This window comes from Candidatus Nitrospira bockiana (assembly GCF_965152565.1).
Genome location: NZ_OZ224215.1, coordinates 1,480,274 through 1,506,896, shown reverse-complemented (window position 1 = coordinate 1,506,896; position 26,623 = coordinate 1,480,274). Strand labels below are relative to the sequence as shown.

30 protein-coding genes and 2 pseudogenes are annotated in these 26,623 nt (G+C 65.6%); 4 read left to right on the top strand and 28 right to left on the bottom strand.

Going from position 1 to position 26,623, the window contains the following annotated elements:
• Positions 1 to 12: 12 nt before the first annotated feature.
• From ACWHYV_RS07515 to ACWHYV_RS07485, 7 genes and pseudogenes are all read right to left on the bottom strand, one after another.
• A complete protein-coding gene (locus ACWHYV_RS07515) occupies positions 13 to 594 on the bottom strand; it encodes a hypothetical protein (protein ID WP_447980029.1) in 582 nt (193 codons plus the stop codon).
• Positions 595 to 734: 140 nt separating this feature from the next.
• Positions 735 to 1,799 carry an SDR family oxidoreductase gene (locus ACWHYV_RS07510; protein WP_447980028.1) on the bottom strand — a complete coding sequence of 355 codons (1,065 nt, stop codon included), beginning with the start codon at positions 1,797 to 1,799 and terminating at the stop codon, positions 735 to 737.
• A 230-nt stretch (positions 1,800 to 2,029) separates the two neighbouring features.
• Entirely contained in the window at positions 2,030 to 2,329 is a 300-nt protein-coding gene (locus ACWHYV_RS07505) for an Ig-like domain-containing protein (RefSeq protein WP_447980701.1), read from the bottom strand.
• Positions 2,330 to 2,506: 177 nt separating this feature from the next.
• Positions 2,507 to 2,578 (bottom strand): annotated as a pseudogene (locus tag ACWHYV_RS07500) (hypothetical protein); the annotation flags it as partial.
• A gap of 115 nt (positions 2,579 to 2,693) precedes the next feature.
• Positions 2,694 to 3,524 (bottom strand): annotated as a pseudogene (locus ACWHYV_RS07495) (cation:proton antiporter); the annotation flags it as partial.
• 250 nt (positions 3,525 to 3,774) lie between these two features.
• Positions 3,775 to 4,926 carry an AI-2E family transporter gene (locus ACWHYV_RS07490; RefSeq protein ID WP_447980027.1) on the bottom strand — a complete coding sequence of 384 codons (1,152 nt, stop codon included), beginning with the start codon at positions 4,924 to 4,926 and terminating at the stop codon, positions 3,775 to 3,777.
• A gap of 40 nt (positions 4,927 to 4,966) precedes the next feature.
• On the bottom strand, positions 4,967 to 6,484 hold the full coding sequence (locus ACWHYV_RS07485) for a RecQ family ATP-dependent DNA helicase (protein ID WP_447980026.1): 1,518 nt from the start codon (positions 6,482 to 6,484) through the stop codon (positions 4,967 to 4,969).
• 240 nt (positions 6,485 to 6,724) lie between these two features.
• Here ACWHYV_RS07485 and ACWHYV_RS07480 point away from each other — a divergent pair, with 240 nt between their 5' ends.
• A complete protein-coding gene (locus ACWHYV_RS07480) occupies positions 6,725 to 6,913 on the top strand; it encodes a hypothetical protein (protein WP_447980025.1) in 189 nt (62 codons plus the stop codon).
• Between the two features lie 26 nt (positions 6,914 to 6,939).
• The gene (locus tag ACWHYV_RS07475) at positions 6,940 to 7,506 is read left to right on the top strand and encodes a Slp family lipoprotein (protein WP_447980024.1); all 567 of its coding nucleotides are present in this window, start codon (positions 6,940 to 6,942) and stop codon (positions 7,504 to 7,506) included.
• A 162-nt stretch (positions 7,507 to 7,668) separates the two neighbouring features.
• Here the strand turns inward: ACWHYV_RS07475 and ACWHYV_RS07470 are convergent, their stop codons facing one another.
• From ACWHYV_RS07470 to ACWHYV_RS07390, 17 genes are all read right to left on the bottom strand, one after another.
• Positions 7,669 to 8,934: a lipase/acyltransferase domain-containing protein gene (locus tag ACWHYV_RS07470; RefSeq protein WP_447980023.1), complete on the bottom strand. Its 1,266-nt coding sequence runs from the start codon at positions 8,932 to 8,934 to the stop codon at positions 7,669 to 7,671.
• Positions 8,935 to 9,096: 162 nt separating this feature from the next.
• Entirely contained in the window at positions 9,097 to 10,260 is a 1,164-nt protein-coding gene (locus tag ACWHYV_RS07465; RefSeq protein WP_447980022.1) for a DNA topoisomerase IB, read from the bottom strand.
• 421 nt (positions 10,261 to 10,681) lie between these two features.
• Positions 10,682 to 11,812, bottom strand: a complete 1,131-nt coding sequence (locus tag ACWHYV_RS07460) for a site-2 protease family protein (RefSeq protein WP_447980021.1) — start codon at positions 11,810 to 11,812, stop codon at positions 10,682 to 10,684.
• Between the two features lie 63 nt (positions 11,813 to 11,875).
• The gene (locus ACWHYV_RS07455; protein WP_447980020.1) at positions 11,876 to 12,733 is read right to left on the bottom strand and encodes an alpha/beta fold hydrolase; all 858 of its coding nucleotides are present in this window, start codon (positions 12,731 to 12,733) and stop codon (positions 11,876 to 11,878) included.
• A gap of 42 nt (positions 12,734 to 12,775) precedes the next feature.
• Entirely contained in the window at positions 12,776 to 13,639 is an 864-nt protein-coding gene (locus ACWHYV_RS07450; protein WP_447980019.1) for a halocarboxylic acid dehydrogenase DehI family protein, read from the bottom strand.
• An 8-nt stretch (positions 13,640 to 13,647) separates the two neighbouring features.
• Positions 13,648 to 14,523: a sterol desaturase family protein gene (locus tag ACWHYV_RS07445; RefSeq protein ID WP_447980018.1), complete on the bottom strand. Its 876-nt coding sequence runs from the start codon at positions 14,521 to 14,523 to the stop codon at positions 13,648 to 13,650.
• A complete protein-coding gene (locus tag ACWHYV_RS07440) occupies positions 14,520 to 14,981 on the bottom strand; it encodes a DoxX family protein (protein ID WP_447980017.1) in 462 nt (153 codons plus the stop codon). Before ACWHYV_RS07440 ends, ACWHYV_RS07445 begins: the two co-directional genes overlap by 4 nt.
• Positions 14,982 to 15,106: 125 nt before the next feature.
• Positions 15,107 to 15,454 (bottom strand): cupin domain-containing protein, encoded by a 348-nt coding sequence (locus ACWHYV_RS07435; RefSeq protein ID WP_447980016.1) that lies wholly within the window; start codon positions 15,452 to 15,454, stop codon positions 15,107 to 15,109.
• Positions 15,455 to 15,524: 70 nt separating this feature from the next.
• A complete protein-coding gene (locus ACWHYV_RS07430; RefSeq protein ID WP_447980015.1) occupies positions 15,525 to 16,334 on the bottom strand; it encodes a nucleotidyltransferase in 810 nt (269 codons plus the stop codon).
• Positions 16,335 to 16,342: 8 nt separating this feature from the next.
• Positions 16,343 to 17,104, bottom strand: a complete 762-nt coding sequence (locus ACWHYV_RS07425; protein ID WP_447980014.1) for a metallophosphoesterase family protein — start codon at positions 17,102 to 17,104, stop codon at positions 16,343 to 16,345.
• 20 nt (positions 17,105 to 17,124) lie between these two features.
• Complete coding sequence (locus ACWHYV_RS07420) at positions 17,125 to 18,177, bottom strand: NAD(P)/FAD-dependent oxidoreductase (RefSeq protein ID WP_447980013.1); 1,053 nt, start codon at positions 18,175 to 18,177, stop codon at positions 17,125 to 17,127.
• The gene (locus ACWHYV_RS07415; RefSeq protein ID WP_447980012.1) at positions 18,146 to 18,886 is read right to left on the bottom strand and encodes an SRPBCC family protein; all 741 of its coding nucleotides are present in this window, start codon (positions 18,884 to 18,886) and stop codon (positions 18,146 to 18,148) included. The genes ACWHYV_RS07420 and ACWHYV_RS07415 overlap by 32 nt, the downstream gene beginning before the upstream one ends.
• Before the next feature lie 113 nt (positions 18,887 to 18,999).
• Positions 19,000 to 19,332 (bottom strand): BON domain-containing protein, encoded by a 333-nt coding sequence (locus ACWHYV_RS07410; RefSeq protein WP_447980011.1) that lies wholly within the window; start codon positions 19,330 to 19,332, stop codon positions 19,000 to 19,002.
• Positions 19,333 to 19,357: 25 nt separating this feature from the next.
• Positions 19,358 to 19,684 (bottom strand): YtxH domain-containing protein, encoded by a 327-nt coding sequence (locus ACWHYV_RS07405; protein ID WP_447980010.1) that lies wholly within the window; start codon positions 19,682 to 19,684, stop codon positions 19,358 to 19,360.
• A gap of 634 nt (positions 19,685 to 20,318) precedes the next feature.
• Complete coding sequence (locus ACWHYV_RS07400) at positions 20,319 to 20,663, bottom strand: hypothetical protein (protein ID WP_447980009.1); 345 nt, start codon at positions 20,661 to 20,663, stop codon at positions 20,319 to 20,321.
• Between the two features lie 180 nt (positions 20,664 to 20,843).
• Positions 20,844 to 21,179: a glycoside hydrolase family 15 protein gene (locus ACWHYV_RS07395; protein WP_447980008.1), complete on the bottom strand. Its 336-nt coding sequence runs from the start codon at positions 21,177 to 21,179 to the stop codon at positions 20,844 to 20,846.
• A gap of 3 nt (positions 21,180 to 21,182) precedes the next feature.
• Positions 21,183 to 21,704 (bottom strand): vitamin K epoxide reductase family protein, encoded by a 522-nt coding sequence (locus ACWHYV_RS07390; RefSeq protein ID WP_447980007.1) that lies wholly within the window; start codon positions 21,702 to 21,704, stop codon positions 21,183 to 21,185.
• A gap of 259 nt (positions 21,705 to 21,963) precedes the next feature.
• Here ACWHYV_RS07390 and ACWHYV_RS07385 point away from each other — a divergent pair, with 259 nt between their 5' ends.
• Positions 21,964 to 23,031 (top strand): sulfite oxidase, encoded by a 1,068-nt coding sequence (locus ACWHYV_RS07385; protein WP_447980006.1) that lies wholly within the window; start codon positions 21,964 to 21,966, stop codon positions 23,029 to 23,031.
• 33 nt (positions 23,032 to 23,064) lie between these two features.
• Positions 23,065 to 23,544 carry a hypothetical protein gene (locus ACWHYV_RS07380; RefSeq protein ID WP_447980005.1) on the top strand — a complete coding sequence of 160 codons (480 nt, stop codon included), beginning with the start codon at positions 23,065 to 23,067 and terminating at the stop codon, positions 23,542 to 23,544.
• A gap of 68 nt (positions 23,545 to 23,612) precedes the next feature.
• Here ACWHYV_RS07380 and ACWHYV_RS07375 read toward each other — a convergent pair whose 3' ends face one another.
• The 4 genes from ACWHYV_RS07375 to ACWHYV_RS07360 all read right to left on the bottom strand — a co-directional run bounded on the left by ACWHYV_RS07375 (position 23,613) and on the right by ACWHYV_RS07360 (position 26,609).
• Complete coding sequence (locus ACWHYV_RS07375) at positions 23,613 to 24,476, bottom strand: DUF5996 family protein (protein WP_447980004.1); 864 nt, start codon at positions 24,474 to 24,476, stop codon at positions 23,613 to 23,615.
• Positions 24,477 to 24,644: 168 nt separating this feature from the next.
• Positions 24,645 to 25,328, bottom strand: coding sequence for an SDR family NAD(P)-dependent oxidoreductase (locus tag ACWHYV_RS07370; RefSeq protein ID WP_447980003.1), 684 nt, complete (start codon positions 25,326 to 25,328; stop codon positions 24,645 to 24,647).
• A gap of 201 nt (positions 25,329 to 25,529) precedes the next feature.
• Positions 25,530 to 25,790: a UBP-type zinc finger domain-containing protein gene (locus ACWHYV_RS07365; RefSeq protein WP_447980002.1), complete on the bottom strand. Its 261-nt coding sequence runs from the start codon at positions 25,788 to 25,790 to the stop codon at positions 25,530 to 25,532.
• A 414-nt stretch (positions 25,791 to 26,204) separates the two neighbouring features.
• Complete coding sequence (locus ACWHYV_RS07360; protein WP_447980001.1) at positions 26,205 to 26,609, bottom strand: BC1872 family protein; 405 nt, start codon at positions 26,607 to 26,609, stop codon at positions 26,205 to 26,207.
• Positions 26,610 to 26,623: the final 14 nt, after the last annotated feature.

The following is a 26,623-nucleotide window of genomic DNA, read 5'->3' as shown; positions in this document are numbered from 1 at the left end:
TCCGTTCCGCCCTCATCCTTTGCCTTGACGGACGCGCTCCCAGGCGTAGCGCACCGCATCCTTGTACCGATCCCACGGTCCCATCGTCGCTTCCGTCCAACCTCGCCGGGCCGTCCGCTCCAGGGAATCCCAGTCGAGGTTCCGGGTGGCCGGATCCTTCGCCAGCTCGTACCCGTAGTGATACGCGGGGCGGAACTGATCGTACCCATAACCGGTGTCGGCGAAGTTCGTCTCATAGTTCCGGCGGAAGTCCGCCTCGTACTCGGTGATGTCCCCGATCTTGGCCGCCTGCGCCTCCTCCTGCTGCCGGAGCGAGACTTCCGATTCTTTCGACTCCGTCGGGACGATGACGATTGTGCGCTCCCGGACCACCGGCGGCTCGCTTGCCGACGTCCCGCTTGGCTCCGTCGGGCTCGGGGACGGCGCCGGTCGCGCCTCCCGCGCGTGGCGGTCTGGCGACTCGGCGGCCGCGGGCGGCCGCTCCATCGCCGCCGAGCGGTCCATGGAGCGCCGCTCGGGCTCCGCAGCGCAGGCCGCCAGGAGAGCGAGCGGAACCGCCAATGCCACCATCGATATCATAACCTTCGTTTCCATAACCCCTCCTTCTTCTCAGGGACACGTTCCTACACTTCACACCCGGCGCGCCGGCGTCGCCACTGGAACGAGGACACGTCCTGCGTAGAAGAAAAGGCGACGGCGCAGACGGATGGCGGCGTACGTACTTTCTCGATCCCTCACCCGAGAGCGGCGACCGGCTTTCGCTCATGCCCGGCGCGCCGTCCGGGCCGTGCGCGCATCGACCATGCCACCGCGGCAAGCCCGACGCCCAAGAGCGCGAGCATGCCCCGGTGCATGTTCATCCAGAGTTGGACGCTCGAGGTCCGCGCAGCGCGGTCGAATTTGCCGTGCGCGCCGAATTGACCGGGGACGGTCTCGAAGAGGTTGTCGGGACGATCGGGGTCGACCGGCTCCTCGGTCTGCTGGGCGCTGTAGCCCTTCCACGCCAGGTAGTGGTCCAGGATCCCCGGGATGAACTTGTCCCCGAGGATCGCCTTCACGGCCGGCCATCCGACCGTCAGCTCCCGGCGGCGATGATGGGCCGCCCACACGATGGCTTCGGCGATGACCTCCGGCTGATAGATCGGCGGCACGGGCTGCGGGTGGCGGGGCATCCGCGTCCTGATCCAGCCGAACTGCGGCGTGTTCACCGCGGGCAGTTGGACGTTCGTGACGTGGACGCGGCTGCCGTCGTGGATCAACTCGGAGCGGAGCGATTCCGTGAACCCCTGGATGGCATGCTTCGCTCCGCAGTACGCCGATTGCAACGGGATCGACCGGTAGGCCAGCGCCGAGCCGACGTTGACGATGACGCCGCGATCGCGCGGCAGCATGCGCTTGAGCGCCGCCAACGCGCCGTGGACGTAGCCGAGATAGGTGACCTCCGTTACACGCCGGAACTCGGCGGGCGTCATCTGCTTGACCGGCGACAGGACCGAGACCATCGCATTGTTGACCCAGATCTCGATGGGGCCGAGCTGCTCCTCCACGCGCGCCGCCGCCGCCTCGACCTGTTCGGGATCGGCCACGTCCGCGGGGAGGGCCAGCCCTCGCCCTCCCAGCTCTTCGACTTCCCGCACCGCCGCCTCGAGCCGCTCCCGGCTCCGGGAGAGCAACCCGATCCACGCCCCTCGACGGGCGAAGGCTCGAACGGTCGCCCGGCCCACGCCGGCCGACGCACCCGTCACGACCACCACTTCCCGCCGGCGTCCTCCGTTCCTCTCATTCCTGGTCGATCCCATCCAAAGTTCCCCATGGTTCCCCGCATACGGCCTCGGCGTCGGTTCCTGCTCCTCAGGGCACGCCTCGGCGCGTCTGCGCTTCCAGAGAGGCCGCCGACCGTCTCCATGCACCGCGCATTCTCGCTTGGAGCGCCGCAGGACGCCAGCCATGCACCGTGCACCGGCGTGTCCGTGAAGCGCTGACGGCTGAACACGCTTCAAGGCTCATGAGGCCGCTCTATGCCGAACGTCTACGCGACCCTCGGGCGCCTGGCCCGCACCACGGTCACGTACACGTTCCCGATCGACGTCGCCCCTCCGGTGTCCCTGACGAGATACCCGAACATCGCACGGCCTGCGAATCCCGCGTCGGGCTCATAGGTCACGGACCCGTCGGCCAGACGAACCGAGCCGTGCGTCTCGGCATTGGCCAGCACGGCGATCACGGACAACCGCTGCCCCTCGGCGTCCGTATCGTTCGCGGTGAGGTCGCTCGCCGGAAACCGCAGCGTCCGGTCCTGGAGCATGGTCTTGAAATCAGGATTGGCCACCGGAGGGTCGTTGATTTGGTTCGCCGCGGCGGTCGACGCGGCGCCCTGCCCCGGCTCTGCCGCCCGCGCGCCGGCGGCCGCCGACGCCGGCGGCGTGAGACGCCCGAACGCGCGGCCGAGCAGGACGGGAGTGACGACGGTCGTCGCGACCCCCATCAGCACGAGGATCGAGAACAGTTGCTCGTCGATGAATCCGTTCGCGAGCGCGATGCTCGCGATGACCAGCTCCATGATGCCTCTCCCGTTCAACCCCAGGCCCAACGTCCAGCTTTCCCGGCTCGAGTGACCGGCGAGTCGCCCGCCCCAGACCCCCGATGATCTTCCCCAGGAAGGCGACGGCGAGGACCGCGGCGACCAACGCCCAGCTCGACAAGCTGGGTGGATTGAACTCCAGGCCGATCACCGCGAAGAACAGCGGCCCGAGAAATCCCATGGTCACGCTCGAGGCCGTCCGCTCCACGGCCTTGAAATGGGTCCTGCCGAGCAGCTCGTGGCTCAGGAGCATCGAGCCGAAAAAGGCCCCGACGACGAAATGCAACCCGATGACCTCGGAGACGCCGGCGAAGAGCAGGACGAACAGGAGCGTCACGGCGAACACCGTCTCCTTCCCTCGGAGGTGCGGCAGCAGGCGGGTCAGCCACTGCCGCGACACCGGAAGCCGCCCGGTCGAGTAGCGCACCGCATGGGCGGTCGCGGCCACGCAGATCATGAACCCCACCGCCTTCACGAGGACGAGGCCGACCGCGCGGAAGAACTCGGTCCATCCGACCCCCTCGTGGGGGAGGCCGAGCACGACACCGAGGATCAGCAGCGCCGTGACGTCGTTCATCACCGCCGCGGAGACGATCCGCCGGCCGAGCGGGGTGGTGAGCTTCCCGAGATCGATCAAGATGCGTACGCTGACCGGCAACGCGGTGATGGCGATACAGAGGCCGAGGAAGATCGTTCGCTCCAAGCCGAAGGCATGGCCCACGAGGATGCCGAGGACCAGGGGCACGACGAAGCCCATGATGCCGACCCAGATCCCTCGCCCTCTCAGCGCGCCGAACAGATCGTGCACGTCCATCTCCATCCCGGCGAGGAACACCAGCAACAGGACGCCGAGATCGGCGATGGCTCTGAGCTCCGGGGTGACCTGGATGAGGTTGAGGACCGAGGGGCCGAGCACGATGCCGGCCGCGATCTCGCCGATCATCGAAGGCTGCCCGTATCGCTCGGCCACTTCACCGGCGACGCGGGACAGCACGAGCAGCAAGAGGATCGATTCGATCAACGGCACGGCCGCCTCGCCTCGCCGCCCGGCCTGCGGGCATGGGCATCAGGGAGATGCGGCTGGATGCGGGGGCCGCGTGCCGGTATGGGGGCGACCGCCCCCCCTGGGCCCGTGCGGGACGAGGCTCGGGACGGAGGCCGCGGCGATCCGGGTGTGCCGGTGCTGGGGGCAGTCATCGCGCGCGCCCGACCCGGCTCCGGTCGGCCGCAGCGCGACGGGGCGGACGTGACACGGGCTCCGGCCTCGTCTCGTCCCGTGTCGCGGGCTCTTGATAGTCCTCTTCATAGATTTGGAAGGCCGTGAGCGCGATCGCCAGCAGGATGGGCCCCAGGAAGAGGCCGATGAACCCGAAGTAGGCCAACCCGCCGATGGAGGCAAAGAAGAGCAGCAGAAGCGGGAGCCTCGCGCCGGTTCCGACGAGAAGCGGTTGCAGCACGTTGTCCATCAGGCCGACCAGCAGACCGCCGACCGCGAGCATCACCGCGGCCTTCCACATGGGGGCCGTCACGAACAGGTAAGCGGACACCGGCCCCCACACCAGGAAAGTCCCGCCGAAGGGGAGCAGCGACAGCAGCGCGCTCAGCGCGCCGAGAAAGACCGGAAACGGGACATCGAGGAGCCAATACGTCAGGCCGGCCGCGGTCCCTTGCGCGAGCGCCGTGAGCAGGGTCCCCCGCACGACGGCCGAGATGGTCGTGTTCAGCCGCTGCAACAGCTTGGCCTTGTGCGCCGGCTCGAGCGGAACCGCCCGGTAGAGCCGGGTCGCGACGCGGTCGCCGTCACGGAACAGGAAGAAGAGCGTGAAGAGCATCACCAGAAAGTCCGTGATCACCGCCACCGCGTTCTTCGCGACGTCGGTGGCCTGCGCCAGGAGGAACCCGCTCAGGGCGCGGCCGCCCTGCAGGATCGAGCTCTCGAGGTCCTTGTGGAGATGCACGACCCCCCGGCCGATCCATTCTTGGCTGTACCGGCCGACGAGCGGAAGGTGGGAGATGGATTCGGCCAGGCGCGCCAGCCCGTCCTCGTTGAGCCACGCCTGGACGGCCTCGTACGCCGCGACGCTCTCCTGGACGAGGAGCACGACGACGTACACGGCCGGCACGACGGCCAAGGCGAACACGACGATCGTCACGAGGGCGGCGGCCAGCGTCTCGCGGCCGCGGAGCCCCGCGCGCACCTCGCGATACAACGGATGGGCGAGACGGCCGAGGATCACCGCCCACAAGACGGGCATCACGAACGGGGTGAAAATCTGGATCAGCTCGTAGAGCAGGAAGAGGAAGAGCGCCAGAAACGTGATCGTGAAGACCTGCTTTCGGCTCATAGCCCTCGCGGCCCCGCGCGAGCGTGCGCGACCATCGCGCTCACACGGCGGCGCGCTCCCCGCGCACGACGGCGTCGACGTCCACTCTGTGGGTCGTGACGCCCGCTCGGCAGTTGTCGCACCGTCCGCAGTCGTTCGGGGTCTCCTCCCCGAAGTACCGTGTGAGGTAGCGGACCCGGCACATCGTGGTCTGTCCGTACCGCATCATCGACGCCAACCGCTCGCGATCGTCGGCGTGACGCTCCTCGTATTCGGCCAGCAGCCCCTCGAGCTCTTCGTGGCTCTCGATGTCGCGAAGCTTGCGGAGTCGCCGCCCCCGCTCGACGAGGCCGGCCGACTCGAGCAGGGCCACGATCACCTTGACGCGGTTCCTCGGCAACGCCGACTCCTCGATCAACGTGCTCAGCATGACGCCCTGGTGCGCTCGATCCGCGTCGGCCAGGCGGCCTAGGGTGCGGTAGACCCGGATCGACTCTTCACGCCGGGGATACTTCCCGCCGAGAAAATACGCCTGGACCCTGCGGTCCTCCACCCGATAGAACAGCACGGCCGTGGCCGGTTTGCCGTCGCGTCCCGCCCGCCCGGCTTCCTGAACGTAGCTCTCGATGGAATCGGGAACCGTGTAGTGGACGACGAAGCGGAGATCACGCTTGTCGATGCCCAACCCGAAGGCCTTCGTCGCGACGACGACCGGATAGGCGTCGTCCATGAATCGCGTCTGGACCTCTTCGCGATCGGGTCCCCGCATCTTTCCGTGGTATCGGGCCGCGGAAATCCCCGCCGCGTTGAGCCGCCGCCACAGGTCGTCCGCCAGCTTCACGGTCGCCGTGTAGACGATCCCCACCTGCCCGGGACGCGCCCCGAGGAACTCGACGAGCCGCTCGAGCTTTTCCGCTTCGTTGACCGTCCGCACCACCTCGTAGACGAGGTTGTCGCGCTCGATCCCGAGGTTGACGACGACGGCGTCGGGGATCGCAAGCTGCACGCGGATGTCCTCGATGACGTCCGCCGTCGCGGTCGCCGTCAGCGCCAGCACCGGCGGCCGTCCAAGCGCCCGGATCGCGTCTCTGAGCGCCAGATAGGCGGGTCGAAAGTCGTGGCCCCACTGCGAGATACAGTGCGCCTCGTCGACGACGAAGAGGGACACCCGGGTCGTCTCGAGCAGGTGCAGGTACTCGGGGTTCTCGAGCCGCTCGGGGGTGACGTAGATGAGCTCCGGCTCGCCTTCCCGGATGTCGTCGACGGCGGCCTTCTCCTCGGTGCGGCTGAGGGTCGAGTCGAGCTTGGCGCTCGCGATCTCCCGCTCGGTCAGCTTGTCGTGCTGATCCTTCATGAGCGAGATCAACGGGGAGACGACGAGGATGGCATGAGGCAGGAACAGGGCCGGGAGCTGGTAGCACAAGCTCTTGCCGCCGCCGGTGGGCAGCACGCCGACGGCGTCCTGCCCGCGCATGACGGCGTCGATGAGCTCACGCTGGCCGGGCCGATATCGCTCGACCCCCAATCGGGCCATCGCCCGGCGTTCGTTCCTCGGCGACCACGACCACGCCTCGTTCACGATTCATTATGTCGCCCGGCGCGTCCGTCGACAGCCGGACACGGCCCTAGGCCGCTGTCCGTAGAAACGGCGTAGCCGGTCGGCGAAAGCCGTGTCCTTGGAACAGTCGTCCCGTCCGGCACAAAACGTCCCTCGGGGCGCCACAACCGTGGCGCAGGTTGAGGGTGAGGGTGAGGGTGAGGGCCGGGAGCGGCAATTGCATAGACGACCGATGGCTTTGAACAGCGAAAAGGAGGAACCATGAAGAGGGTACCCGTGCTCCTCACCCTGTGCCTCTTGGTGCTCATGGCGGCCTGTGAAAAGGGGCATTACACCGGCGAGCGCCACTACATCGGCAATCCGGAGCGCGTGCCGCAGGCGTCCGAGCCGGTGCACCAACAGGATCCGATGCAGGACCCCATGCAACCCGAACCGAAGGACCAACGCTGAACGTGGAGAACTGACGAGGGAGATCCATGCGAAGACCAACACGACGATCGTTCCTGACCCTGGCGTCCGCCCTGGCCCTCTGCACGGCGCTCTCGTTGACCGCCGGCTGCAGCCGCTACGAGGTGATTCCGGACCGCCTCGAGCGGCACGTCAACAAGAGTCTGTCGTTCGAAGAGATCAAGACACGTCCGGATGCACACAGGGGTGAGCTGGTCGTCCTCGGCGGAGAGGTGCTCTCGGCGAAGCGACTCAGCGACAAGACCCGGATCGAGGTGCTGGAGCTGCCGCTGACCGACGAGCTGGTTCCGCAGGCGGACCGCACGGAGGCGTCACGCGGACGCTTCTATGCGTTCGATGCCGGCAAGGACCTGATCGACCCGGCCACCCTCGAAAAGGGAACGCCGGTGACGATCGTGGGAGAGGTTACGGGCGCCACCACCGATCGCTTGGACGAGGCCGAGTACCAATACCCCACGATCCGGATCAAAGATCTGACCAAATGGGAGAAGCGGGACGCCCGTCGTTGGGGGTACGCCTACCCGTACTACGGCGGCTACTATTGGTACGGCTACCGTCCGTTCTTCTATTATTGAGAGGGGTAGCGGACGTGAGTAAAGGTAGAGGGGGAGGTGGTACGGGGGAGGCGAAGAGTGGGGATAGAGGGATCGGTGGTATGGGATAAGTGAAGAGTAGGGGAGAAGGTTAGGTGATATGGGATAGGGAAGGAGTTGGCCTCGATGCGCGAGGCGCCGTCATTACCCGCGCTCCTCATCGGCGTGAAGAAAGGCGATGATCTCCTGGAGGATGTCCGGTCGGGCCACCAATTCCGAATGGCTCACCTGATACCTGCGGACGGTGACCGGGAACGCCTCGGCATAGGGCGGCGGGAGGGCGGCGGAAGCTGTGGTCACGGTCCCGTCGCCGTCTCGATAGAGCATCGAGCGTGTGACGCCGGGGACGACCGCCGCCAACTGCGGCCCCTCAAAAATCACGGTGCGCTGTGAACCGGCCGCGGTGGGTGCCCACACGCCCGTCGCAAGCGTCGGCTGCCCCGTCCCAACGACGGACAGCAAAGACAGCGAGCGGTGAGCGGCGACCGACTGCGGCGCGAACAGCAGCGAGACGAATCGCTGCGATCGGGACAACCAGGCTCTCGTGTAGGCCTCTCGCCGCTCCCTCACGTCCTTGGTCAGCGACGGGCCGGCGAGAAGCCCCCATTCGGAGACCGTCCAATTTCGGGCATCCCGAATCGCTCCGTGAACCGGCCGTAGGTCTCGATCGAGCAAGACGTCCGCCTCTGCGCTGGGCAGCAGATGATAGGTGGACGGGAACGACGCGACGGCCGTCGCGGTCAGCAGGGTCCTGTTCCAGCCGATGGCCTCGCCGTACAGACTGTTGCGAAGGGCGATCATCGTCCCTTTGAACGGGACGCCGACGAGCACTGCGGCCTTTACGAGCTCGGCGCCGGCCCATGTTTCACTCGCCGTCCCAGGCGGCTGTGTACCGTAGCGAAGGTAATAGGCCGTGATGAGACCGCCCAGGCTGTGGGCGACGATCCGAATCTCGCCCGCGCCGGACGCCTGCCACGCCTGAATCGTCGCATCGAGGCTCCGGACCGCCTCCATGAGGTCGGCCCGCCAATCGTAAGACAACCCCACGACCGCGGTCCCGGGACCGGCCGATGCCCGCAGGGCCTGGAGGATCGCGCCATACCCGTCCACCGAGTACAAGAGCGGGACGATTGAAATCTTCTCGAGCACGCCGTCCGGGCGCAGGGGAACCGCGTCCTGGACATCGAGGCCCGGCAGAGGAAGCGCCAAAGAGTGATCGCCAAGCACGGCCTGGAGCGCCGAAATCCACACGAGCTTCCCGTCCGCCACGCGGACGAGCTTCGATCCGTAATATCCCGGCACGACAATGACGACCGAGGACACGCGGGCCCCGGCAGGTCCCGGCACGTCGGCGGCGGTGCAGCCGACGACGAGCATGAGCAGCAGCGAGATGCAGGTCCGCCCGGTCATCCACCCCTCTCCGCGGTCCCCTCCCAGGACCTACGGGCGCCGTGCCCGCCGCTACAATATCCCTCCTCGTCCCGCTCCAACGCAACGGGCTCATGCCCTCGATCAGGAGGAGTGCGGCGACTGCGGGAGCGCTGCACGCCGGACGAGGGGACTTCTCGATGATCATCCTCTTGCTCGCCCGCGCCGGGCCCGGCGCTCGGCATGCAGGGAGCGGGTGAGCGCACGAACGAGGCCGCCCTTGCCACGCCCCGTCCGTTCGGCTTCACGGCGGAGCCGTTCCTGAAGCAGCGCCAGCACCGCCGCTTCCTCCGGCGGCAAGCCGTGGAGCCCGGTCGTCAGCTCCTTCGAGACCCGCCCTCGGAGCACCTCGATCAGCGTCCCATCCAAGTACAGGTCGAGGACCGCCGGATGGATGTAGCACTTGCGACAGACCGCTTTGGTGTTGCCGAGTCGCGAGGCGACGGCCTCGATGGCTTTGACGACGTTCCGTTTCGCCTGCGCCGCCGTCCCGACCTGTTCGAACTCCTGCAACGCACGGGCGGCGAGCACCGTGCCCGCCCACGTCCTGAAGTCCTTGGCGGTAAATTCTTCCCCGGCGATCTCCTTCAGATAGGCGTTCACATCGGTCGAGTCGATGCTTCGGCGGACGCCGTCCTTCTCGAGGTATTGAAACAGTTCGTACCCGGGCAGGTCCTGACTCTGCTTGATGATGTGCGCCAGCCGCCGGTCGGTGAGATCCACCGTGTGCTTGATCCCGCTCTTCCCGCGAAACTCGAAGCGAATCGCCGCCCCGTTCACGTCGACGTGCCGGTCGCGCATCGTGGTGAGCCCGAACGAGTCGTTGTCCCGGGCATACTCCTCGTTGCCCACCCGGATCAACGTCGTCTCGAGCAGGCGGACGACCGTCGCCAGAATCTTCTCCCGCGGGAGGCCCGGCCTGGCCAGGTCCCGTGCGACCCGCCGGCGGATCCTCGGCAGGGCCCTGACGAACGCCACCATGCGATGATACTTCGTTTCGTCCCGGACCTCGCGCCACCGGGCATGATACCGGTACTGCTTCCGGCCCTTGGCATCCCGCCCCGTCGCTTGCAGGTGTCCGCGGGCGTCCGTGCAGATCCAGACGTCACGCCATGCCGGGGGGATCGCGAGCGACGTGATGCGGCGCAGCGTCTCCGCGTCGCGAACGACCCGCCCCTCGGGGGTACGATAGACGAACCCCTTCCCGGACTTCTGTCGCCGGATGCCGGGCTCGGTATCAGAGACGTAGCGCAGCCCGGCGCTCCTCGCCGATTCCACAGGGGCCAAGACCGGTTCGGCGGCAGGCATAAGAAGAAGGTTCAGGTTGAGGTTAAGGCCGAGGAAGAGGTTGAGGTTGAGGCCAAGGTTCAAGTCGAGGTTTCAGGAAGAGACAAGAGAGGAGGCAAGAGGTGTCTTCTCCATCTTCTCCGTAACTACCCTTAACCTCAACCTTAACCTTCCTCTACAGTGACGACTCCTGAAGGCGCTCAAACGGCTTCTCCAACAAGGCCGCAGGTGAAGCCCGAGCCGGAGGCGTAGCCGTAGGCTACGTTGAGGACTCGGGCAAGCCGAGAACGCAGTTGGGGAGCCGTTTCAGCGCCTTCACATGCGGCGACTCAAAATGGTCGCCAGCAAGGCCGCAGGGCGGCAGCGACCGAGGCGTACTTGGCTTGTACGCCGCAGGGCGATGCCAACCGAGAACGCCGCTGGAGGCCATTTTCAGCCGCCGCTACATACTGAGCTCGGTGCGTGCTTGCAGCAACTGCACCACATGTCCTCGCGACAGCATGCCTTGGAGTCGGCCATCCGACACGACCGGGAGCTGATTCACGTCCTCGCGCCCCATCGCCTGCAGCGCCTCGATCACCGGGGTGTCGGGCGTCACGGTGCGGAGCCGCCCGAGCGGGCGCATGACCGAGCTGACCGGGACCAAGGGCCACCGCTCCCGTTCGACCTGCTTGAGATCGCCGGCCGTCACGAGCCCGGCGACCGTGCCGCCCTCTTCCACCACGTAACAGCGCTGCCCGGTGCGCAAGACGTACTCCTCGGCGAACTTCTGGAGCGTCATCCGCCCGTCCACGCGCAAGCAGTCGTTCGCCATGATGTCCCGGACGCGCACGCCGCGTAAGCCGGCGATGATCTCGGTTTGAGCGTAGGCCGCGCCCGCCGCGTCCAACAGGAACCAGCCGATCAAGGCAATCCAGAGGCCGCCGAATCCGGTGCCGCTGAGGAATTGCCAGACGCCCAGCAGGATGAAGAAGAAGGCGACCGCCTGCCCGATACGCGCGGCGATCCGCGTCGCCCGCTCCGCGTCGCCCGTGCTCCACCAGATCGCGGCGCGCAGGACGCGGCCGCCGTCCAGCGGAAAGCCGGGGATCATGTTGAAGCCCGCGAGCAGGAAGTTGATGTACCCGAGCCAGACCAGCACGGCCATCGGGGGGCTGGAGGGCGTGAGGTTGACTCCCCACCCCATGACCCATGCCGCGCCCGTGCACAGGAGCCCGATCGCAATGCTGGTCAAAGGACCGGCGATGCCCATCCAGAACTCGGTCTTGGCGTCTCCGGCGTCCTTTTCGATCGAGGCGACGCCGCCCAGCGCGAACAGCGTGATGGATCGGACCGGGAGGCCGCGTGAGCGCGCGACCAGCGCATGAGCCAACTCGTGCACGATGATGGACCCGAAAAACAACAGCCCCGTGATGATCGCGCTGGTCCAGATCACCCCGCTCGGCCAGTCGGGATTGACGTCCCAGAAATGGGCGGCAAGGGACAGGGAGATCAACAGCGCGATGACGATCCAACTGTAGTGTAGACCGACATCGATACCGGCGATGCGACCGAGGCGAATGTGTGGGTGCATGGTGCTCAGGCGATCAGTGTCTCGAGTGAGGCTGCTGGCCCCGGGCTATTAATGTTACGTCCGTTAGGACGCCGCTCTTGCCGCCGCGCTCCGATCGGCCAAAAACGCCAGGAGCCGCTCGCTCACGACCTCGGGCTGATCCAGCATCACGAAGTGCCGGGCGCCGGGGACACGGACCAGACGGGCCGCGCCCAGGTCCTTCGCCAGGCGTTCCCCATAGGTCACCGGTTGGAAGACGTCCTCCTCGCCCCACAGCACCAGGGTCGGGATCCGGACGCCGGCCAGGTATGGCGTCAGCGTCATCGTGAGGTTCGTATCGAGCGCCACCGCATTGCGAACGAGCGAGAGCTTGCCGACCTCGGTGGCATACGGCGCGAGCAACCCGTCGAAGACCTCCGCCGGCTGCGAGGTCGCCATCCCGCGCTTGAGCGCCTGCTTCAGCAGGAACCGTGCGGTGGCGGCCGAGACCCGGCGCTTCGCCTCGGGATGTCCGAACTGCAACATCGCTTCGATCGGCCACGAGTCGTAGCAGACGGTATTGAGCAGCGCCAGGCGCTCGACGCGCTCAGCGGAAAAGACCGCCAGGCGCAAGGCCACCCCGCCCCCGATGTCATGACCGACCACCGTAGCCCGCGGGACGCCGAGCCGGTCCATCCACGCACAGATCGCCTCCGCTTGCCGATCGAGGCCCCGCTCGAACCGGTCGCTCTTGTCGGAATAGCCGAACCCGAGCAGGTCGGGAATCAGGACCCGACACTCCCGGGACAGTACTCGAAGCAGTCCGGCCCAGAGGTATCCCCACGTGGGAATACCATGCAGCAACACGACCGGAGGCCCCTCCCCTTCATCCAGGTAACTGAGGAACCGATCTGCAATCTCGATGACCCGCTGTTGCGCCTGATAGGTCCGCCAATTCATCATGGCTACAGCTTCGAGGCGACTCCTTCGTTCGGCCTCTTTCTTTTAGGACACGGGAAAGGGCGACCTCCGGGCCTCTTCCGGCGAGAGCCAGTCCAACTGCATGAGGGCGACGTTGACGATCAGCGACGGAAGCAGGCGTTCGAAGGACAGGGTGAGCTGCTTGAACGACGCCGCGTCGTCCCCGGCCTCATCGATCCGGGCTTCGGTGATCGGGACGGGATAGGGCAACGCGCCGGCCGAGTCCCGTGCCCGTTTCCGGAGGTCCTCTGAGGCGCGACGGTAGTCGTCGCGCTTGGTCTTCGGCTTGAGTTGCGCCCAGGCGGCCCCGAGATAGTCGGGCCAGAGAGCGAGCGTGCGATAGTCGCTGTTGATCTGCGACAGCTCCAGCGTCGTCGAGATGTCCTCGAACAGCTCTTGGAGCCGTTCGTCATCCGGCTCGCTGTCGACCATCTCCATCGGGGACATCGTCGGCGGTACCCCCCTTGGGACGCCGGGGTCCTCGGGCGCGTCGCCGCGGCCGATCGCCTGCCCGTCGAGTGCCAGCGTGACCGCGCTCGTCAGCACGAGCAGCTTCGGATTGATGTAGTGATACAGGGCGAGGGCCTTCCGGATGTGATAGGCCTGGCTCTCTCCCAGTCGAACGAGCCCACGCGCGCCGAGCAACCCCATTGCCTCGGCGGCATCGACGGCCTCGGCGCGAATGCGATCGGCCGCCGCTTCCAACGCCCGCGTCCCGGCGTTCGGCCGCAAGGCGTCCCAAAGAGGGCGAAGCGTTCGCCCGAACCCCGCCCAGGTCCGGAAGACCAGGTTGACGCCGTTGACACGCAAGGTCTGCTGGAGATCGTGGTAGATCTCGGCCACCTCCCCGGTTGCCTCGTGCTCGGCGATGGACGCGGGTGTCCCCAAGCCGAACATCAGACGGCCCTTTCCGCCCTTGCAGGCTGTGCTCGTACGCCGACAGAGGATCGGCGGCGCTCCATCCTCCGCCTCTGCGGTTGGAACGGCGACGTGAGCAGGCGACCGAGGCCCACGGACTCGTCGCGATAGGGCGGAACGCCGATCATGATCTCCTCCTGCGGCACATCGAGGCGCAACGTGCCGTGGAGTCGGTCCCACCAGGTCAACCCGCTCGACCAGTTCGAGTTCCGCTCCTCCTCGACGGTCGAATGGTGAATCCCATGCATCCGTGGCGTCACGAACACCTTCCCCAGTTTTCGTTCCACCCCGACCGGCAGGCGTAGATTGGAGTGATGGAACATGACCGAGATGAGCGTCACCGTCTGCCAGATGCTCAACGCGCGCGGCCGGACGCCGATCAAGAGAATTTGCCCGGCCCTCCATGGGACCGACAGCAACAGCTCGGCCCCGTGGAAGCGCACCGCGGTGGTCACGTCCAGGTCGCGGTCGATGTGGTGCACGAGATGGACCCGCCAGAGCGTCGGCACTCGATGCGTCAACACGTGCCAGACGTACAAGGTGTAGTCGAGGAGGACGACGGCGCTCACGGTCTCCATCCAGCCGGGTAGCCAGCCGGGTAGCCGGAGCGCCTGGAGCAGGCCCCAGCCCCGACGCGCCACCACGGCCGTGAGGTAACGGGCGATCGGCCGCTCCACGGCTTGCACGACCGCGGCACTCGTCGCCGCGATGACGGCGTTGCGGGCCAGCCGGGCGGGCATGTCGCCGCACCGGCGCCGCAAGGGCCGTCTGCGTTCCTGCCGGAACAGAACCAGGAACGCGGCGGCCACACCGAGGCCCGACCATGGAAGGCGGCGGAGGCGTGAGCGGCTCAATCCGATCCCGTCCTGCGTTGAGCCGCCCGCATGACGCCGCCGATATCGACGGTGGTCTGGCCCGGCACTCCCGATCGGGCGTCGAGACTCACGGCGCCGGGGCCGAACCCCGCGACATAGAGCAGCCCGCCGATCATCGCCAGGTTCTTCATGAAATGAATCATCTGGTTCTGATCGGCGAAGTTCGTGTGAAAGATCCAGGTCGTCGGGATCATGAACAGGATCAGCGCCCAGGCGCCCAGCCGGGTCCAGTAGCCGAGCAGGATCGCCAGCGCCCCACCCACCTCGAGGACGATGGCCCCGATGTACAAGAAGGTGGTCGCCGTGGTCATCCCCATCGCCTGCATGTACTGCTGGGTGCCCTCGGGGTTCGCGATCTTGTTGAGCCCCGACATGAGAAAGATCGCCGCCAGGAGGATTCGTCCTATCAGCGCGATATAGTCACCCTGTGCTCGCATGGCTTCCCTCCGCGGTTCACTGTCCCGTTGGGTCCGTTGGGTCCGTTGGGTCCGTTAATTCCGTTGGGTCCGTTGGGTCATCTAACGGACTCAACCGACGAAACAGACCTAATTGACTCAACGTCCTAACGGTTATTCTCATCCCGCCCGTGGACCTGCGCCGGCGGCGCGGTCGCCTCCACGGCCGTGAACGGCTCCAGGATCGAGTAGCTGTGGGACGAGCCCTTGGGGACGACCCACGAGTCTCCGGGCTCGAGCAGGATGGTCTGCCCTTCGATCTGCAGCTCCGCGCGTCCCTTGATGACGTAACCGACGGTTTCGTATTGCCGTCGCGTGGCTTCCTTCTTGACGCCCGCCGGCTCGTCCTCCCACAACCGCATGGAGAGCGACTTCCCCGACACCAAGTACTTCTGCCCCATCTCTCCCATGGGGGAGTAATGCGCGTTGACTTTTTTGACGCTCGTGTCTGGCATGACGGCACCGATGTGACAGGGTTCGTTGAGTTCTTGGGCGTCGGCGAGGCCGGGGCCTGCACCGACGACCTCAGCCTGCTTTCTTCTGCTCCCGCAGGAGCGTGTCGGTCATGAGCCGCGTCTCCTGCCTCGTCAGCGGCCCGCGGGGGTGATGTCGGGCATCCTCGTAATCCCCGCCTTGGGTGTGCACCAGGTATTGCGACCACGAGAGCAGCGTCCCCTGGCACAGCCGCTGGTCGCTCGGGAGGGTCGACATTTCAACCCGCAACCGGCGAATCATCTCCTCCATGATCCACGCCGGGATCTGTAGGCGCTGAGCCGGATAGATGAACCCGAACAGGATGAGATGGCTGAACAGGACCCGCCAGTGGCTGTTGAAGCGATACAGGAGGCGAGCCCAGTCGAGGCTCTTCGAGCGGGCGCGCAGCAGATGGGCGATGTCCGCACCGTCGTAGCGCTCCCGTTCCATGATGAACGCCTTCGACCAGATCATCTCCTCGGGCGGTACCATCGGCACGGGGACGCCGACGACGGTCGCGTGAAAGGCGTGCTCGAACCAGAGATCGTCGACCGTACAGATCCCATTGCCCGAGCTGAAGATGATGTCGAGATAGTGGTCGTCCTGCCGAGCCTTGCCGAGCCAGTGTGGGAACCGCATCTCGGTCTCGTAGCCGGCTTTGCTCAGGTAGGCGAGCAAGGGCTCCGCATGCTCCGGTCGGACGAAGACGTCGAGATCCTTGGTGCGCCGGGTGACGCCGGCATACGCCTCCATCGCAAAGGCGCCGCCCACCAAGAACGGCACCCCTGATTGCTTCAAGAGCCGCAAGGTGTCCCGATAAAACTGATGCGCTGCGTCCTGCGGTCGTCCGATGGTCTCCATGAGACCTCCTATCGCGTCACCGGCGCCTTCGCAACCGGCACTTCGAGGAACCGAACCGGCTGTTGCTCGGGAAAGAGGCGCCGCAGCAGCGGCACCGCGACGTTGTAGACCGGGGTGCCTTCCCGCGTCCGCCCCTCGACCGACCCGTGATGCGCGTGCCCATGAAACACCGCGGACACCGCGTACCGATTCAACGGCTCCTCCAAGCGGCTGGATCCGAGGAACGGCACGATGTCGGCCGGCTCACCGAGCACGGTGTCGAGAATCGGCGAATAGTGCATCAGCACCACGCGCTGCGAGGTCTGGAGTTTCGCCAAGGCCGACTCCAAGCGCAGGGCCTCCTCCACCGTCTCCTGGACGAACTGCTTGAGCGTCGGCTCACCCCAGGGCTGCAGAGCCCGGTCTCCGAACCCACCGGCAAACCCTTTCACGCCCGCAAACCCGACGCCTCGGATTTCGGTGGTCGTCCCATTCAGCACGGTGACCCCGTGGTCTTTCAAGATCTGTTCCACTTGGTCCTGCGCGCCACATTCATAATCGTGATTGCCGAGCACGGCGAGCACCGGCACGCGTCGAGCGGCCGGCAACGCGGCGGCGAGCGCCCGCGCTTCCTCGGGTTTCCCGTAGTCGGTCAAATCGCCGCACAGGACCATGGCATCGGCCCCGTCGGCGGCATACTCGAACAGGCTCCGCAGCTCCGCGCCTTCCAACCGCGGGCAGTGCAGGTCCGCCATCGCCGCGATACGCAAGGAGTCGTTGGACGGCTGCATAGTCGGAACAGGATGTTTTGTCAGTTTAGTCGGTTAAGTCCGTTGAGTCCGTTCGAATCCCCAACAGACCTAACGGTCCAAACGGACCCAACGGAATTAACGGACTCAACGGACTGTTCATACACCGGCAGCGCGTGCTGCCGGAGGCTCTCCTCGAACAAATCCCGATTGATCGCTTGCGCCGCGGTCGCACCCTGGCCCGCGGCGATGATCATCTGGCAATTGGCGGGCGTCATACAGCCGGCCGCATAGAGACCGGGGACGCTCGTCCGCATGTGATGATCGACGACGACCTGGCCTTCCTCGTCGAGGCTCGCCCCGGCTCCTTCCGCAAGGGCCGTGTGATACACGTCTCCCCGGGTGGTGAAGACTGCATCCGCCTGGATGGACTCGCCATGCTCGAATCGCAACGCGCGAAGACATCCCTCCGCATGGTCCACCACGGTGACCCGCTCACGGCGCACCGGCACCCCGTACTCCCTGAGCCAGCCGTCGTGCCGGTCGTCCCAATGGGGCTCCCGGCCATTCAGGGCCACCAGCACGCTGGGGGAAAACGCGAGCATCGCCAACGCATACTCCGCGGCTTCGTTGTTCCAGCCGACGATGACGATACGCTTGTCCTGCACCCGGAACGCGTCACAGTCCTTGCAGAAAAACAAGCTCTTCCCCAGGCACTCGCGGACCCCGGGGATATCCGGCGGGAGATGCGTCAGGCCGGTCGCGAGGAGCACCCGCTTGGCCCTATAGCTCGCGCCCCGACCCTCCACCCGGAATTCGTCCGCCAGCCGGCATACCGTGCGGACCTCGTCGCGCACGATTGTGATGCCGAAGCGCTCCACTTGCGCTCGGCCTCGCCCGAGGAGCGCTTCCCCTGAGATCCCCTCGGGAAAGCCCAGGTAATTCTGGACGTCCGGCTCCCAAACGGCCATGGAATGACCGGACTCGATCAGCACGGTATCCCGGCGGCTGCGGGCGAGATAGACCGCAGCCGAAAGCCCCGCCAGCCCGCCTCCCACGATGATGACGTCCCGCCGCGAGGAGTCAGCTCCCGATGGGTGCGGCGACCGGCTCATCGCTCGTCTCCATCAGACGCTTGAACCGCTCCAAGTCGGCACGGACGGTCCGAGCCGGGTTGTCTCCCAGAACGGCCCGTAGCGCGGTCGCGACCAATCCTCCAGGCGGACGATAGTCGAGGCTCAACTGGACCTCGGTTTCATCCGGTCCGATCGGCCGGAACTCCACCGTACTCGCCACGTCGACCCCTCGAGGGGCCATAGCCTGCCACCGGATTTGCCGGTCTTCTCGGTCGACGACGAGGTCGGCGTCCCACCGGACGGTGAGGCCGGCGGGGGTCTTCAGTACCCACTGCCAGAGACATGGACCGGCCGCCGTGACCTGTTCGACATAGGGCATGAACGAAGGAAGGTGTTCCGGGTCGCGCCAGAAGCGATAGAGGTCGGCGGCACAACGGTGAATCGTCACACCTTCCTCGATCCCCCGCCGGACGGAGGCTGCTCCCTCTCGTGCCCCTGCGTCATCACCCCGTTCCCCTTCGTGGCCGCGGCCCCTCTCCGGCATCCCACTCGCGCGGGCGGCCCAACGGCGTCGCCACGCGGAAGGCACGGATCCGTACAAGAGACACAATCCCAAGCCCGCCGCGAAAAGCCCCGGCATCGCCCGCCGGCGCACGCCGTAGAGCGTCAACCCGGCGCCCAGCAGCGTAGAGAAGAAGCGCTCCTGCGCGGCCTTCTGGTCCTCCTCCGGTCCCTCTCTCTCCCTCATGACCTCTCTCATCCGCTGTTACGGGCCGCTGCCCGCACCGCCATCCATCGGACGAAAACGGGGGCGGCCGGAGCCGCCCCCGTCCCCGACCCGGTGGCTGACGGACAGGCCGACTACTCGTTGAGCTTGCCGGTCTTCGTCGGCTCTTCGATCTGCAGATTATTGTTGACGCGCTTGACGCCCTCCACCTGGCGGGTGAGCTCCGCCGCACGCGCCTTCTGCTCCGCGGTCGGCACCACCCCGCTCAGATTCACGATCCCACGCTCGGTATCGACGTCCACCCGGGTGAAGTTCGACAGACGGTCGGCAGTCAGCTTGCTTTGAACCTTCGCCGTGATCGCCGAATCGCTCATGCTCTCCCCGGCCGTCTTGCCCGTCATGGACTGACAGCCGGTCGCCGCCATCATCACCAGCCCCAACACTGCTGCCGTCATACTTCTCAACATGGTCGTCCTCCTGCTGTAGTGTGGATTACCCGCGATTCATGGCTTCGCGGCCGGCTTCCTTGACCGTCTCCTGACCCCGCTGCACGGTCTCCCGAACCGCTCGACCGGCCTGCTGAATCGTCTCACGCCCGGTGTCCATGTATTCCTTCCCCCGCTCCACGGCGGTGTCCCAGGCCTCGCGCCCTCGCTCCACGACCTCGTCCTTGGCGCGGTTCGCGTAACTGCGCAGCATCCCGCGCAGCTCGGACCCCGTCTGGGGGGCAAACAAGAGGGCGATGCCGGCGCCGATGAAGGCCCCGGCCAGAAACGCCGACCACGCCGTATAGTCGTTCCCTTCGTACTCGTTGTACATGTGAGACCTCCCTGTGATTAGATCGATTGAACTCCCGACGCTCCCTTCAGCTCAGGATGCCGAACAGCCACAGCAGCACGATGATGCTGACCGGAACCCCGAGCAACCACAGCACGAACGCCTTGCCCATAGCCGGCCTCTTTTTTGGTGGTTGTGTTCGCTGGAAGAAACGGAGAGAGAACAGTGCAAGCGGCGCGCCGCCGGACCGGCGGACGCGGGTGATACGATCGTGCTCGCCAACGGCCTGATTTCAGCTTGGTTTGAGATGGCCTCGGACGACAGGTCGGGCGGAGACCGACAGCAGCACGGCGCAAGATCCCCGAAGTGACGATACACCTTGTCCGAATTCGGACAAGTAGTCTCGGGGGAAGGAAGCAGCCTTCAGCGTTCAGCCATCAGCTATCAGCTGAGGAAGGGTGCGGCCGGGTAGCCAAGCTTTTTCTGAGCTGACTGCTGAAGGCTGATCGCTGAGAACTGTTCCGGGGCAGGAACGAGCCGTTAGCTTTCAGCTGTTTGCTATCAGCTTGATGAAGGGAAGGGAGCGCGAGCTTCTTTCCACGCTGATGGCTGAGAGCGGTTCCCTGATCATGAAGTAGCGGGAGGTGGGAGTGCGCAAGAAGAGCCCGTACCATTTTCATTCCGCCGTTGAACGTTGTCGGTCATGGACTGCCATCACCGGGAGCGCATACGCGTCGATCCTCTCGCAGACATCCAGCTTGTCGCGCTCCCGTAGGCTTCGATCCTGTTCATCCGCGCCTGCACCCCGCCCGGTCGCCAGCGACACGAGATACCGCGCCCGCCCCACCCATTCGAGCCTCACACGTCCAGAACGACTCAACTGGTCGACCGCGAGAAAGGCCGTGCTCCACCGCTCCCCCAACGAGCCGGCGAGAGCTTGGAGTTCCAGCGGCCCGTGCCGCAAGGATTCCAGAATCTCGGCCTCCATTGAGAAGTGTTCAGAACGGGGCATCCTGTTCATGGCGATCCTCCTTCCTCGATGATTCTACTGGACAGCAATGGAGGTGCCAGCTGCCGTGCCGTGTCTTTTCACTGGCTTTGAAGTGGCAGCCTCCGTCGATCCGACAATCCTGTCGCACTTCGGACAAAAGCGGAGGGTGGTTGCGACGTGGTGATGCAGGCGATGTGGAAAGGCCGATCGTTAGCGGGGGAGCGGAATTTGCCGGCCGATCCATCGCGTGATGTGGCCGATCATCAGCCGAAGACGATCCAATGGGCGGGCCTTCGCGACTTCCATGACGGCTCTGATGTACTCGACGTGGGCAAAGAGGAGCGGCAGGTTTCCAAGGTACCCCCTCGACCGCGGGTCCACCTCCTCCGCAAACAGGCCCAACGGCCCCGCCCATGCCTCGGCCCGATCGAGGATCGCCTCAGCCTCGTCGACGCGACCCGTCCTCGCATAGGTGGTCACCAGCCAGAAGGTACAGGGAAGGAAGGCCCCTTCGAAGTCGCCGACCGGCGCCGACCGGGTCCTCAACGGTCATCTCGTCTGTCGGATCGCGGCCAGCGCCTTTCCCGCCTCCGGCAACGTCAGGGCGAACGTGCCGATGTGGGCCAGCGCGTCGACGATGCAGTACCCGCACCACGTTTTTTGCACGATCGGCATTTCGTAGAAGAGGTACCGCGCTGCAACCGCCGCTTCGGCCGCAGCCTTCGCAGCGGCAATGAGCGGTACCCACGGCTGCTCGCGCACCCGCTGGGGTCCCCCGACGGCGGCGAGCGCGACGTTGACCGCATGACCGGCCATCGACACTGTCCCGTCCGGTACCCCCCAGTGATATGCCGTGACCGAAGAGTTGACCTTGTCCGAGTTGAAGCGATCCAGCGGAGGATCTGGCAAGTGCCGGATGACGCCGGTCTGAAACAGGGACACGACGGCCATACTCGCCATCCCGACCAGCGACAGCCCGACGATCGCCCGGCGTATCCGGAGGTCGGGGCCTTCTCCTTGTTGGAGCTCCCGCCGCAACTGCTCCGGATCGGTCTGCGAGAGAACCGCCATGGCTTCTTGTGTGGCACATGGCAGCGCCGGTTGGCTGTCAGCGGCGGGTGTCTCGTCTTGTCCGTTCGTTGCGCTTCCAGCCGGAGGATCCACCCCGTGTACCCGGACGGCCGTCGTCACCCACGTGAACGCCGCGATCTCGCTGACAATCCATGCCCTCCTGTGAGGCTCGATGCAGACTAAGGCTCAGGTTAAGGTTGAGTGTTCTGGCTCCGACCTTACCCTCAACCTCAGCCTTACCCTTCTCTTGGTGAGAGCCGTGGACTCGAATCCGCAGATCGACAAGAGCGGGTTGATCATCCGGGAGGCGGAGCCACAGAACCTCGAGACCCCCGTCCATCGGCTCAGGACGTGGATCACGCCCAACGACCTGTTCTATGTGCGCACCCACAACGACACGCCGCACGTCGATCTCGGTCGCTGGCGGTTGCGCGTCGATGGAGCGGTCAAGCACCCGCTCACGCTCACACTGGATGAGCTCACGCGATTTCCCATCGTCTCCGACGTCGTCACCCTCGAGTGTTCCGGGAACGGGCGGGCCTTTTTCACACCGAAAGTCGAGGGCGTGCCGTGGGAGAAAGGCGCGGTGGGGACGGCCCGGTGGACCGGGGTTCGGCTGGCCGATGTGCTCCAGCGTGCCGGTGTGACGGAACAGGGCCGCCATGTCGTCTTCGACGGCGCCGATACCCGGGGGACCAAGCCCGATTACGTCCGGAGCCTCCCGATCGACAAGGCGATGGACGACGGGACGCTGTTGACCTTCGACATGAACGGTCAGGTTCTTCCGATCCCCCACGGCTATCCCCTGCGCGTCATCGTCCCCGGCTGGACGGGGAACCATTCGGTCAAGTGGCTGACCCAGATTCGGGTAGCTCCGGAGCCCGATGGCGGACACTTCATGAAGGAAGAGTACCGATTTCCTACCACGTATGTCGTCCCGGGAACGCACGTGCCCCCTTCGGAGATGGAGATGATCACCAGTCTGCCCGTGAAGTCGTTGATCACCGGCCCGATGGACGGGGCCCGGATCGAAGCCGGACGCATCCGGGTCACCGGCGTGGCCTACGGCGGCGAGGGCGAAATCCTGGGGGTCGACGTCTCGACCGACTTAGGACGTCACTGGGAACCCGCCGCCCTGGGGGGAGATAAGGCCCGATATGCCTGGCGGCTCTGGACATATGAGTGGGAGGTGAAGAAACCGGGCGCGTACGTCGCCATGGCTCGCGCCCGCGACAGCCTGAATCGCTTCCAGCCGATCGAGCCCTTCTGGAACCCCGATGGCGCCCTGTGGAACGTGATCGATCGGATCAGGATCGAAGTGGGATGAACCCGGCGGAGAGCCGACCCAAAGGAGGATGCGATGGGGAGAACGCTGGACCTGCCGGCCACGACGACTCGCGTGCCGCGGCAGACCGAAGCAGAGTTGAACGAGCGCATCCGCCGCCAGACGGCATGCCATATCTGGCACTATGGAAAACTAGGCCCCGACGCCATCACTCGGCGGCTGGCCGAGCTGGACCAGGAATGGGACATCGAGCGGACACTCGAAGCGAACGCCGCGGTGGTGTCCCTGATCGGGCTCAGCCTGGGAACCCTGCTCCACCGTCGCTGGTATCTGCTGCCGACCCTCGTCGCGACGTTTCTGCTCCAACATGCCGTCCAGGGGTGGTGTCCCCCCGTTCCATTGTTCCGGCGCATGGGCGTTCGCACCCAGACCGAGATCGATTACGAACGGTATGCCTTGAAGGCCCTTCGAGGCGACTTCCGCGACGTGCCCCAAGGTCCGGACGCGCACGAGCGGCTCGAGGCTGAAAAGATGTTCGAGATCGTCACTCGGTAAACGCAGCAGCCTCGGCAGAGCCCACCACAACGCCTGCCTTCCGCCCTTGCGCCATGCGTCTGAGCAGCCTACTCTCCTGCTCTTGAGCGGCTCCAATCACGCTCGAGTGCCGCCCGGTTCCACTTGCCGAGGTTTGCTGCGGCCTCGTACGTGCTCTGGAGAAACGACAGCAGGACCTGATCGGGCGACTCGGCAGTTCGGACCGCATCGTACGGCAACAGGAACTCTCTCAATTCTTCACTGTAGAAAGCTTCTTTTGGCTGGATGGGACAACCTCTAAACCCTTCCGGCTCCGGATACGCGTAGGCGTAGAAGACCGGCTTGTCCACGACACCCCCTCCCGGCCAGAATCCGCAACTGCTCACCTCGTGCGAGTACGCTTCGCGGGCCACGAAACGCGCCAGGTTCGGCGCACCCGGGTGCTGAGGGGCCGGGCGACCGGAGAAGCGGGTCACGGCCAGATCAAAAGCGCCCCAGAAGAAATGGACCGGGCTGACCTTGCCGATGAACTGCGAACGAAACTCCTTCAGCACACGATCGGTTTGTACCAAGATGCGCCAGCACCGTTGCGCGTATTCGGGGTCATAGGCCGCATGCTGGTGATCCTGCTCAAACGGAGTCCGATCCTCGACTTCAACGGGTGTCGTCCAGATGCTCACATCGACGCCGAGCGACCGCAGGGCCGACATCGTTTCCATGTAAAAGTCGGCCACGGAGCGCGGCGCCAGCGCCAGCGAGCGGGTTCGGCCATCCACCGTCTCGATCACTACCTGGTGGTTGAGGAAGTCGAAGTCTATCTGAAGGACGCGGCTGCCGTACGGGATGGGGGAGGTCGTGAGACCGCGAGCCGTGACATACAGGGTCACGTGCCACCAATGGCATACCATCGGGGCCAATGCGAGCCGGATTTTCCCGACGACTTGCATCCACATGTGGAGCGTCGCGTAGGTCTCTCGCCATGCTTCAAGCGGCAGGCTAGGCCAAGCATCCGGATCCGTAGGAAGGCATGGACGCTCACGCATAATACGACCTCCCTTTTGGAGCGGGCTTCAGCAGCAGGATGACCTTGAGCTGACGGGCGACTCGGACTTCATGCAGGCTCAAGTCGAACCGATCGGGATCAAGGCGCCGTTGAGGCCACGGGCCTCATCGGAGATGAGAAAGACGAGCAGGCCGGCGATCGCATCCGGCTTGACCCAAGAGTGGGGATCGGCCTCCGGCATGCTTTTTCGGTTGGCCGGCGTGTCGATCGTGGCCGGCAGCACGGCATTGACGCTCACGCCTGTGCCAGTCAGCTCGAGCGCGAGCGCTCTCACCAACGCGATCAGCCCCGACTTGGCTACAAGATACGCCGCGGCTCCGGGGAAGGGATCGAGCGCAGCGCGGGCGGCGATGTGCACGATGCGGCCGGCGCCTTGCTTCAGCATGATCGGCGCAACGGCCTTCGACAACAGGAAGGCCGAGGTCAGGTTCACGGTGAGCATCTTTTGCCAGACCCCCACGTCGGTCTCGACGGCGCGTCCCATCGCAAAGCCGCCGACGAGATTGACCAGCGCATCGATCCGGCCCAGTCGTATCACGACCTCGCGCACGAGGCGGCCCACCTCGGCTTCGTCGGCGACGTCCCCGGCGAACCCCGTCACGCCGGTGGGCAGAGGGCCGGAGACCGCCCGGTCGACGGCCATGACGTTCGCACCCGTCTCAGCGAAGACCGACGTGACGGTCGTTCCCAATCCGCCCATGGCTCCGGTTATGACGACGACCTTGTTGTCCAGCCGCCTCATGCTGCCTCTCGGTGAGAAATGCAGGAAGGCCGAGCTTCCCGAGTCTGAGAATCAGCGAAGACGTCAGGACGCGAGTCAGCGGCAGATCCATTGAGCGTTCTTCGCATTCCGCTCGCCATGGCTTAGCCTCAGCAGCCGCGTTTCACCAGGGCCGCCATGAGTTCCATCTCACTTCTCTCCGAGGAGCATGGGCAACCAGCCCTATTCCAGCAACAGGTGATCCGAATAACACCATTTCCAATTCTCTCCGGGTTCGAACGACTGGATGATCGGGTGCGAAGTCCGGTGGTAATGCTTGGTGGCGTGCTTGTTCTTCGACGAATCGCAGCAGCCGACATGGCCGCAGGTAAGACACAAGCGCAGATGGACCCAGGCGTCTCCGATCTTCAGGCAGTCTTCGCAGCCGCTCGCGCTGGGTATCACCTGTCGGATTTGATTCAGATGGGTACATTGAGCCGCCATGTCGTCCTCCGACCGGCACCGATTTCCGCCGGATCAGCTCCATCCCTGAAGGGAGAGGGAAGACTGCCGGTCCCACTTGCGAGCAGCCCTGCTCCAAAGAACCGACAGGAGTGATCAGTGACTTGGACAATGGCACGCCATGAACGCGAGCGCAAGCGGATTTCCGCCGACTCGGCTGCTGACCAACCAGGACGGTCTCCACTATGCCCGCGAGGGGCCTTCAGAGCACCCAACCGCTGTTTTGACTCGTGCTTTTCTCGCGCGTTCTCCTTTCAGGCTTCAAGTCGGCCGAGCACCAAGGTGTCGATCTTGCGCGCTGACACTGCCGGTCTTCTCAGGAGATGCGTCGGTCGGCGGTCACCCGACAGGCCTGAGACGCGCGGCGTGCAGAAAGATGAGGGTGGTTGCAGGCGGCTAGACCTTCGGCCTGTCCGTGCGTTGGAGCGGCGGGCGAGGGACGGCGCTTCCCGCCAACATGGCGGCGACACAGATCGCCAGCGCCGCGCTCGCCGCTTGCACACGGCCCGAGTCGCCCAGTTTCAAAGTCTCGCCGATCTCGTTCTGCGCCGTACACTCATATTCCCCGTCGGGCAAGAGCCTGATCGCCAGGAACACATCCTCCAGCCCGAGCTTCTCCACGACCTGCCATGCCGCGGCAATGTCCGTACTGAACTTCGGCAAGTCGGTGAGGACCGTCCCATCAGGTCGTCGCCATCTCCCCGACCGTTCTCCCGCTTCGCGCCGCCAGCCCATGACGGTCTCGGCGACTTCTTCGTCGAGGTTCCGCCCGGCCGCCAATGCCACATCACTCATGCTCATCCGCCTCCCACATC

Excerpts from the sequence above, each read along its gene's own strand:
- ACWHYV_RS07515 (WP_447980029.1), bottom strand. The coding sequence starts at position 594 with ATGGAAACGAAGGTTATGATATCGATGGTGGCATTGGCGGTTCCGCTC.
- ACWHYV_RS07510 (WP_447980028.1), bottom strand. The coding sequence starts at position 1,799 with ATGGGATCGACCAGGAATGAGAGGAACGGAGGACGCCGGCGGGAAGTG.
- ACWHYV_RS07490 (WP_447980027.1), bottom strand. The coding sequence starts at position 4,926 with ATGAGCCGAAAGCAGGTCTTCACGATCACGTTTCTGGCGCTCTTCCTC.
- ACWHYV_RS07480 (WP_447980025.1), top strand. The coding sequence starts at position 6,725 with ATGAAGAGGGTACCCGTGCTCCTCACCCTGTGCCTCTTGGTGCTCATG.
- ACWHYV_RS07475 (WP_447980024.1), top strand. The coding sequence starts at position 6,940 with ATGCGAAGACCAACACGACGATCGTTCCTGACCCTGGCGTCCGCCCTG.
- ACWHYV_RS07470 (WP_447980023.1), bottom strand. The coding sequence starts at position 8,934 with ATGACCGGGCGGACCTGCATCTCGCTGCTGCTCATGCTCGTCGTCGGC.
- ACWHYV_RS07465 (WP_447980022.1), bottom strand. The coding sequence starts at position 10,260 with ATGCCTGCCGCCGAACCGGTCTTGGCCCCTGTGGAATCGGCGAGGAGC.
- ACWHYV_RS07460 (WP_447980021.1), bottom strand. The coding sequence starts at position 11,812 with ATGCACCCACACATTCGCCTCGGTCGCATCGCCGGTATCGATGTCGGT.
- ACWHYV_RS07455 (WP_447980020.1), bottom strand. The coding sequence starts at position 12,733 with ATGATGAATTGGCGGACCTATCAGGCGCAACAGCGGGTCATCGAGATT.
- ACWHYV_RS07440 (WP_447980017.1), bottom strand. The coding sequence starts at position 14,981 with ATGCGAGCACAGGGTGACTATATCGCGCTGATAGGACGAATCCTCCTG.
- ACWHYV_RS07435 (WP_447980016.1), bottom strand. The coding sequence starts at position 15,454 with ATGCCAGACACGAGCGTCAAAAAAGTCAACGCGCATTACTCCCCCATG.
- ACWHYV_RS07430 (WP_447980015.1), bottom strand. The coding sequence starts at position 16,334 with ATGGAGACCATCGGACGACCGCAGGACGCAGCGCATCAGTTTTATCGG.
- ACWHYV_RS07425 (WP_447980014.1), bottom strand. The coding sequence starts at position 17,104 with ATGCAGCCGTCCAACGACTCCTTGCGTATCGCGGCGATGGCGGACCTG.
- ACWHYV_RS07420 (WP_447980013.1), bottom strand. The coding sequence starts at position 18,177 with ATGAGCCGGTCGCCGCACCCATCGGGAGCTGACTCCTCGCGGCGGGAC.
- ACWHYV_RS07415 (WP_447980012.1), bottom strand. The coding sequence starts at position 18,886 with ATGAGGGAGAGAGAGGGACCGGAGGAGGACCAGAAGGCCGCGCAGGAG.
- ACWHYV_RS07410 (WP_447980011.1), bottom strand. The coding sequence starts at position 19,332 with ATGTTGAGAAGTATGACGGCAGCAGTGTTGGGGCTGGTGATGATGGCG.
- ACWHYV_RS07405 (WP_447980010.1), bottom strand. The coding sequence starts at position 19,684 with ATGTACAACGAGTACGAAGGGAACGACTATACGGCGTGGTCGGCGTTT.
- ACWHYV_RS07400 (WP_447980009.1), bottom strand. The coding sequence starts at position 20,663 with ATGAACAGGATGCCCCGTTCTGAACACTTCTCAATGGAGGCCGAGATT.
- ACWHYV_RS07390 (WP_447980007.1), bottom strand. The coding sequence starts at position 21,704 with ATGGCGGTTCTCTCGCAGACCGATCCGGAGCAGTTGCGGCGGGAGCTC.
- ACWHYV_RS07380 (WP_447980005.1), top strand. The coding sequence starts at position 23,065 with ATGGGGAGAACGCTGGACCTGCCGGCCACGACGACTCGCGTGCCGCGG.
- ACWHYV_RS07375 (WP_447980004.1), bottom strand. The coding sequence starts at position 24,476 with ATGTGGATGCAAGTCGTCGGGAAAATCCGGCTCGCATTGGCCCCGATG.
- ACWHYV_RS07370 (WP_447980003.1), bottom strand. The coding sequence starts at position 25,328 with ATGAGGCGGCTGGACAACAAGGTCGTCGTCATAACCGGAGCCATGGGC.
- ACWHYV_RS07365 (WP_447980002.1), bottom strand. The coding sequence starts at position 25,790 with ATGGCGGCTCAATGTACCCATCTGAATCAAATCCGACAGGTGATACCC.
- ACWHYV_RS07360 (WP_447980001.1), bottom strand. The coding sequence starts at position 26,609 with ATGAGCATGAGTGATGTGGCATTGGCGGCCGGGCGGAACCTCGACGAA.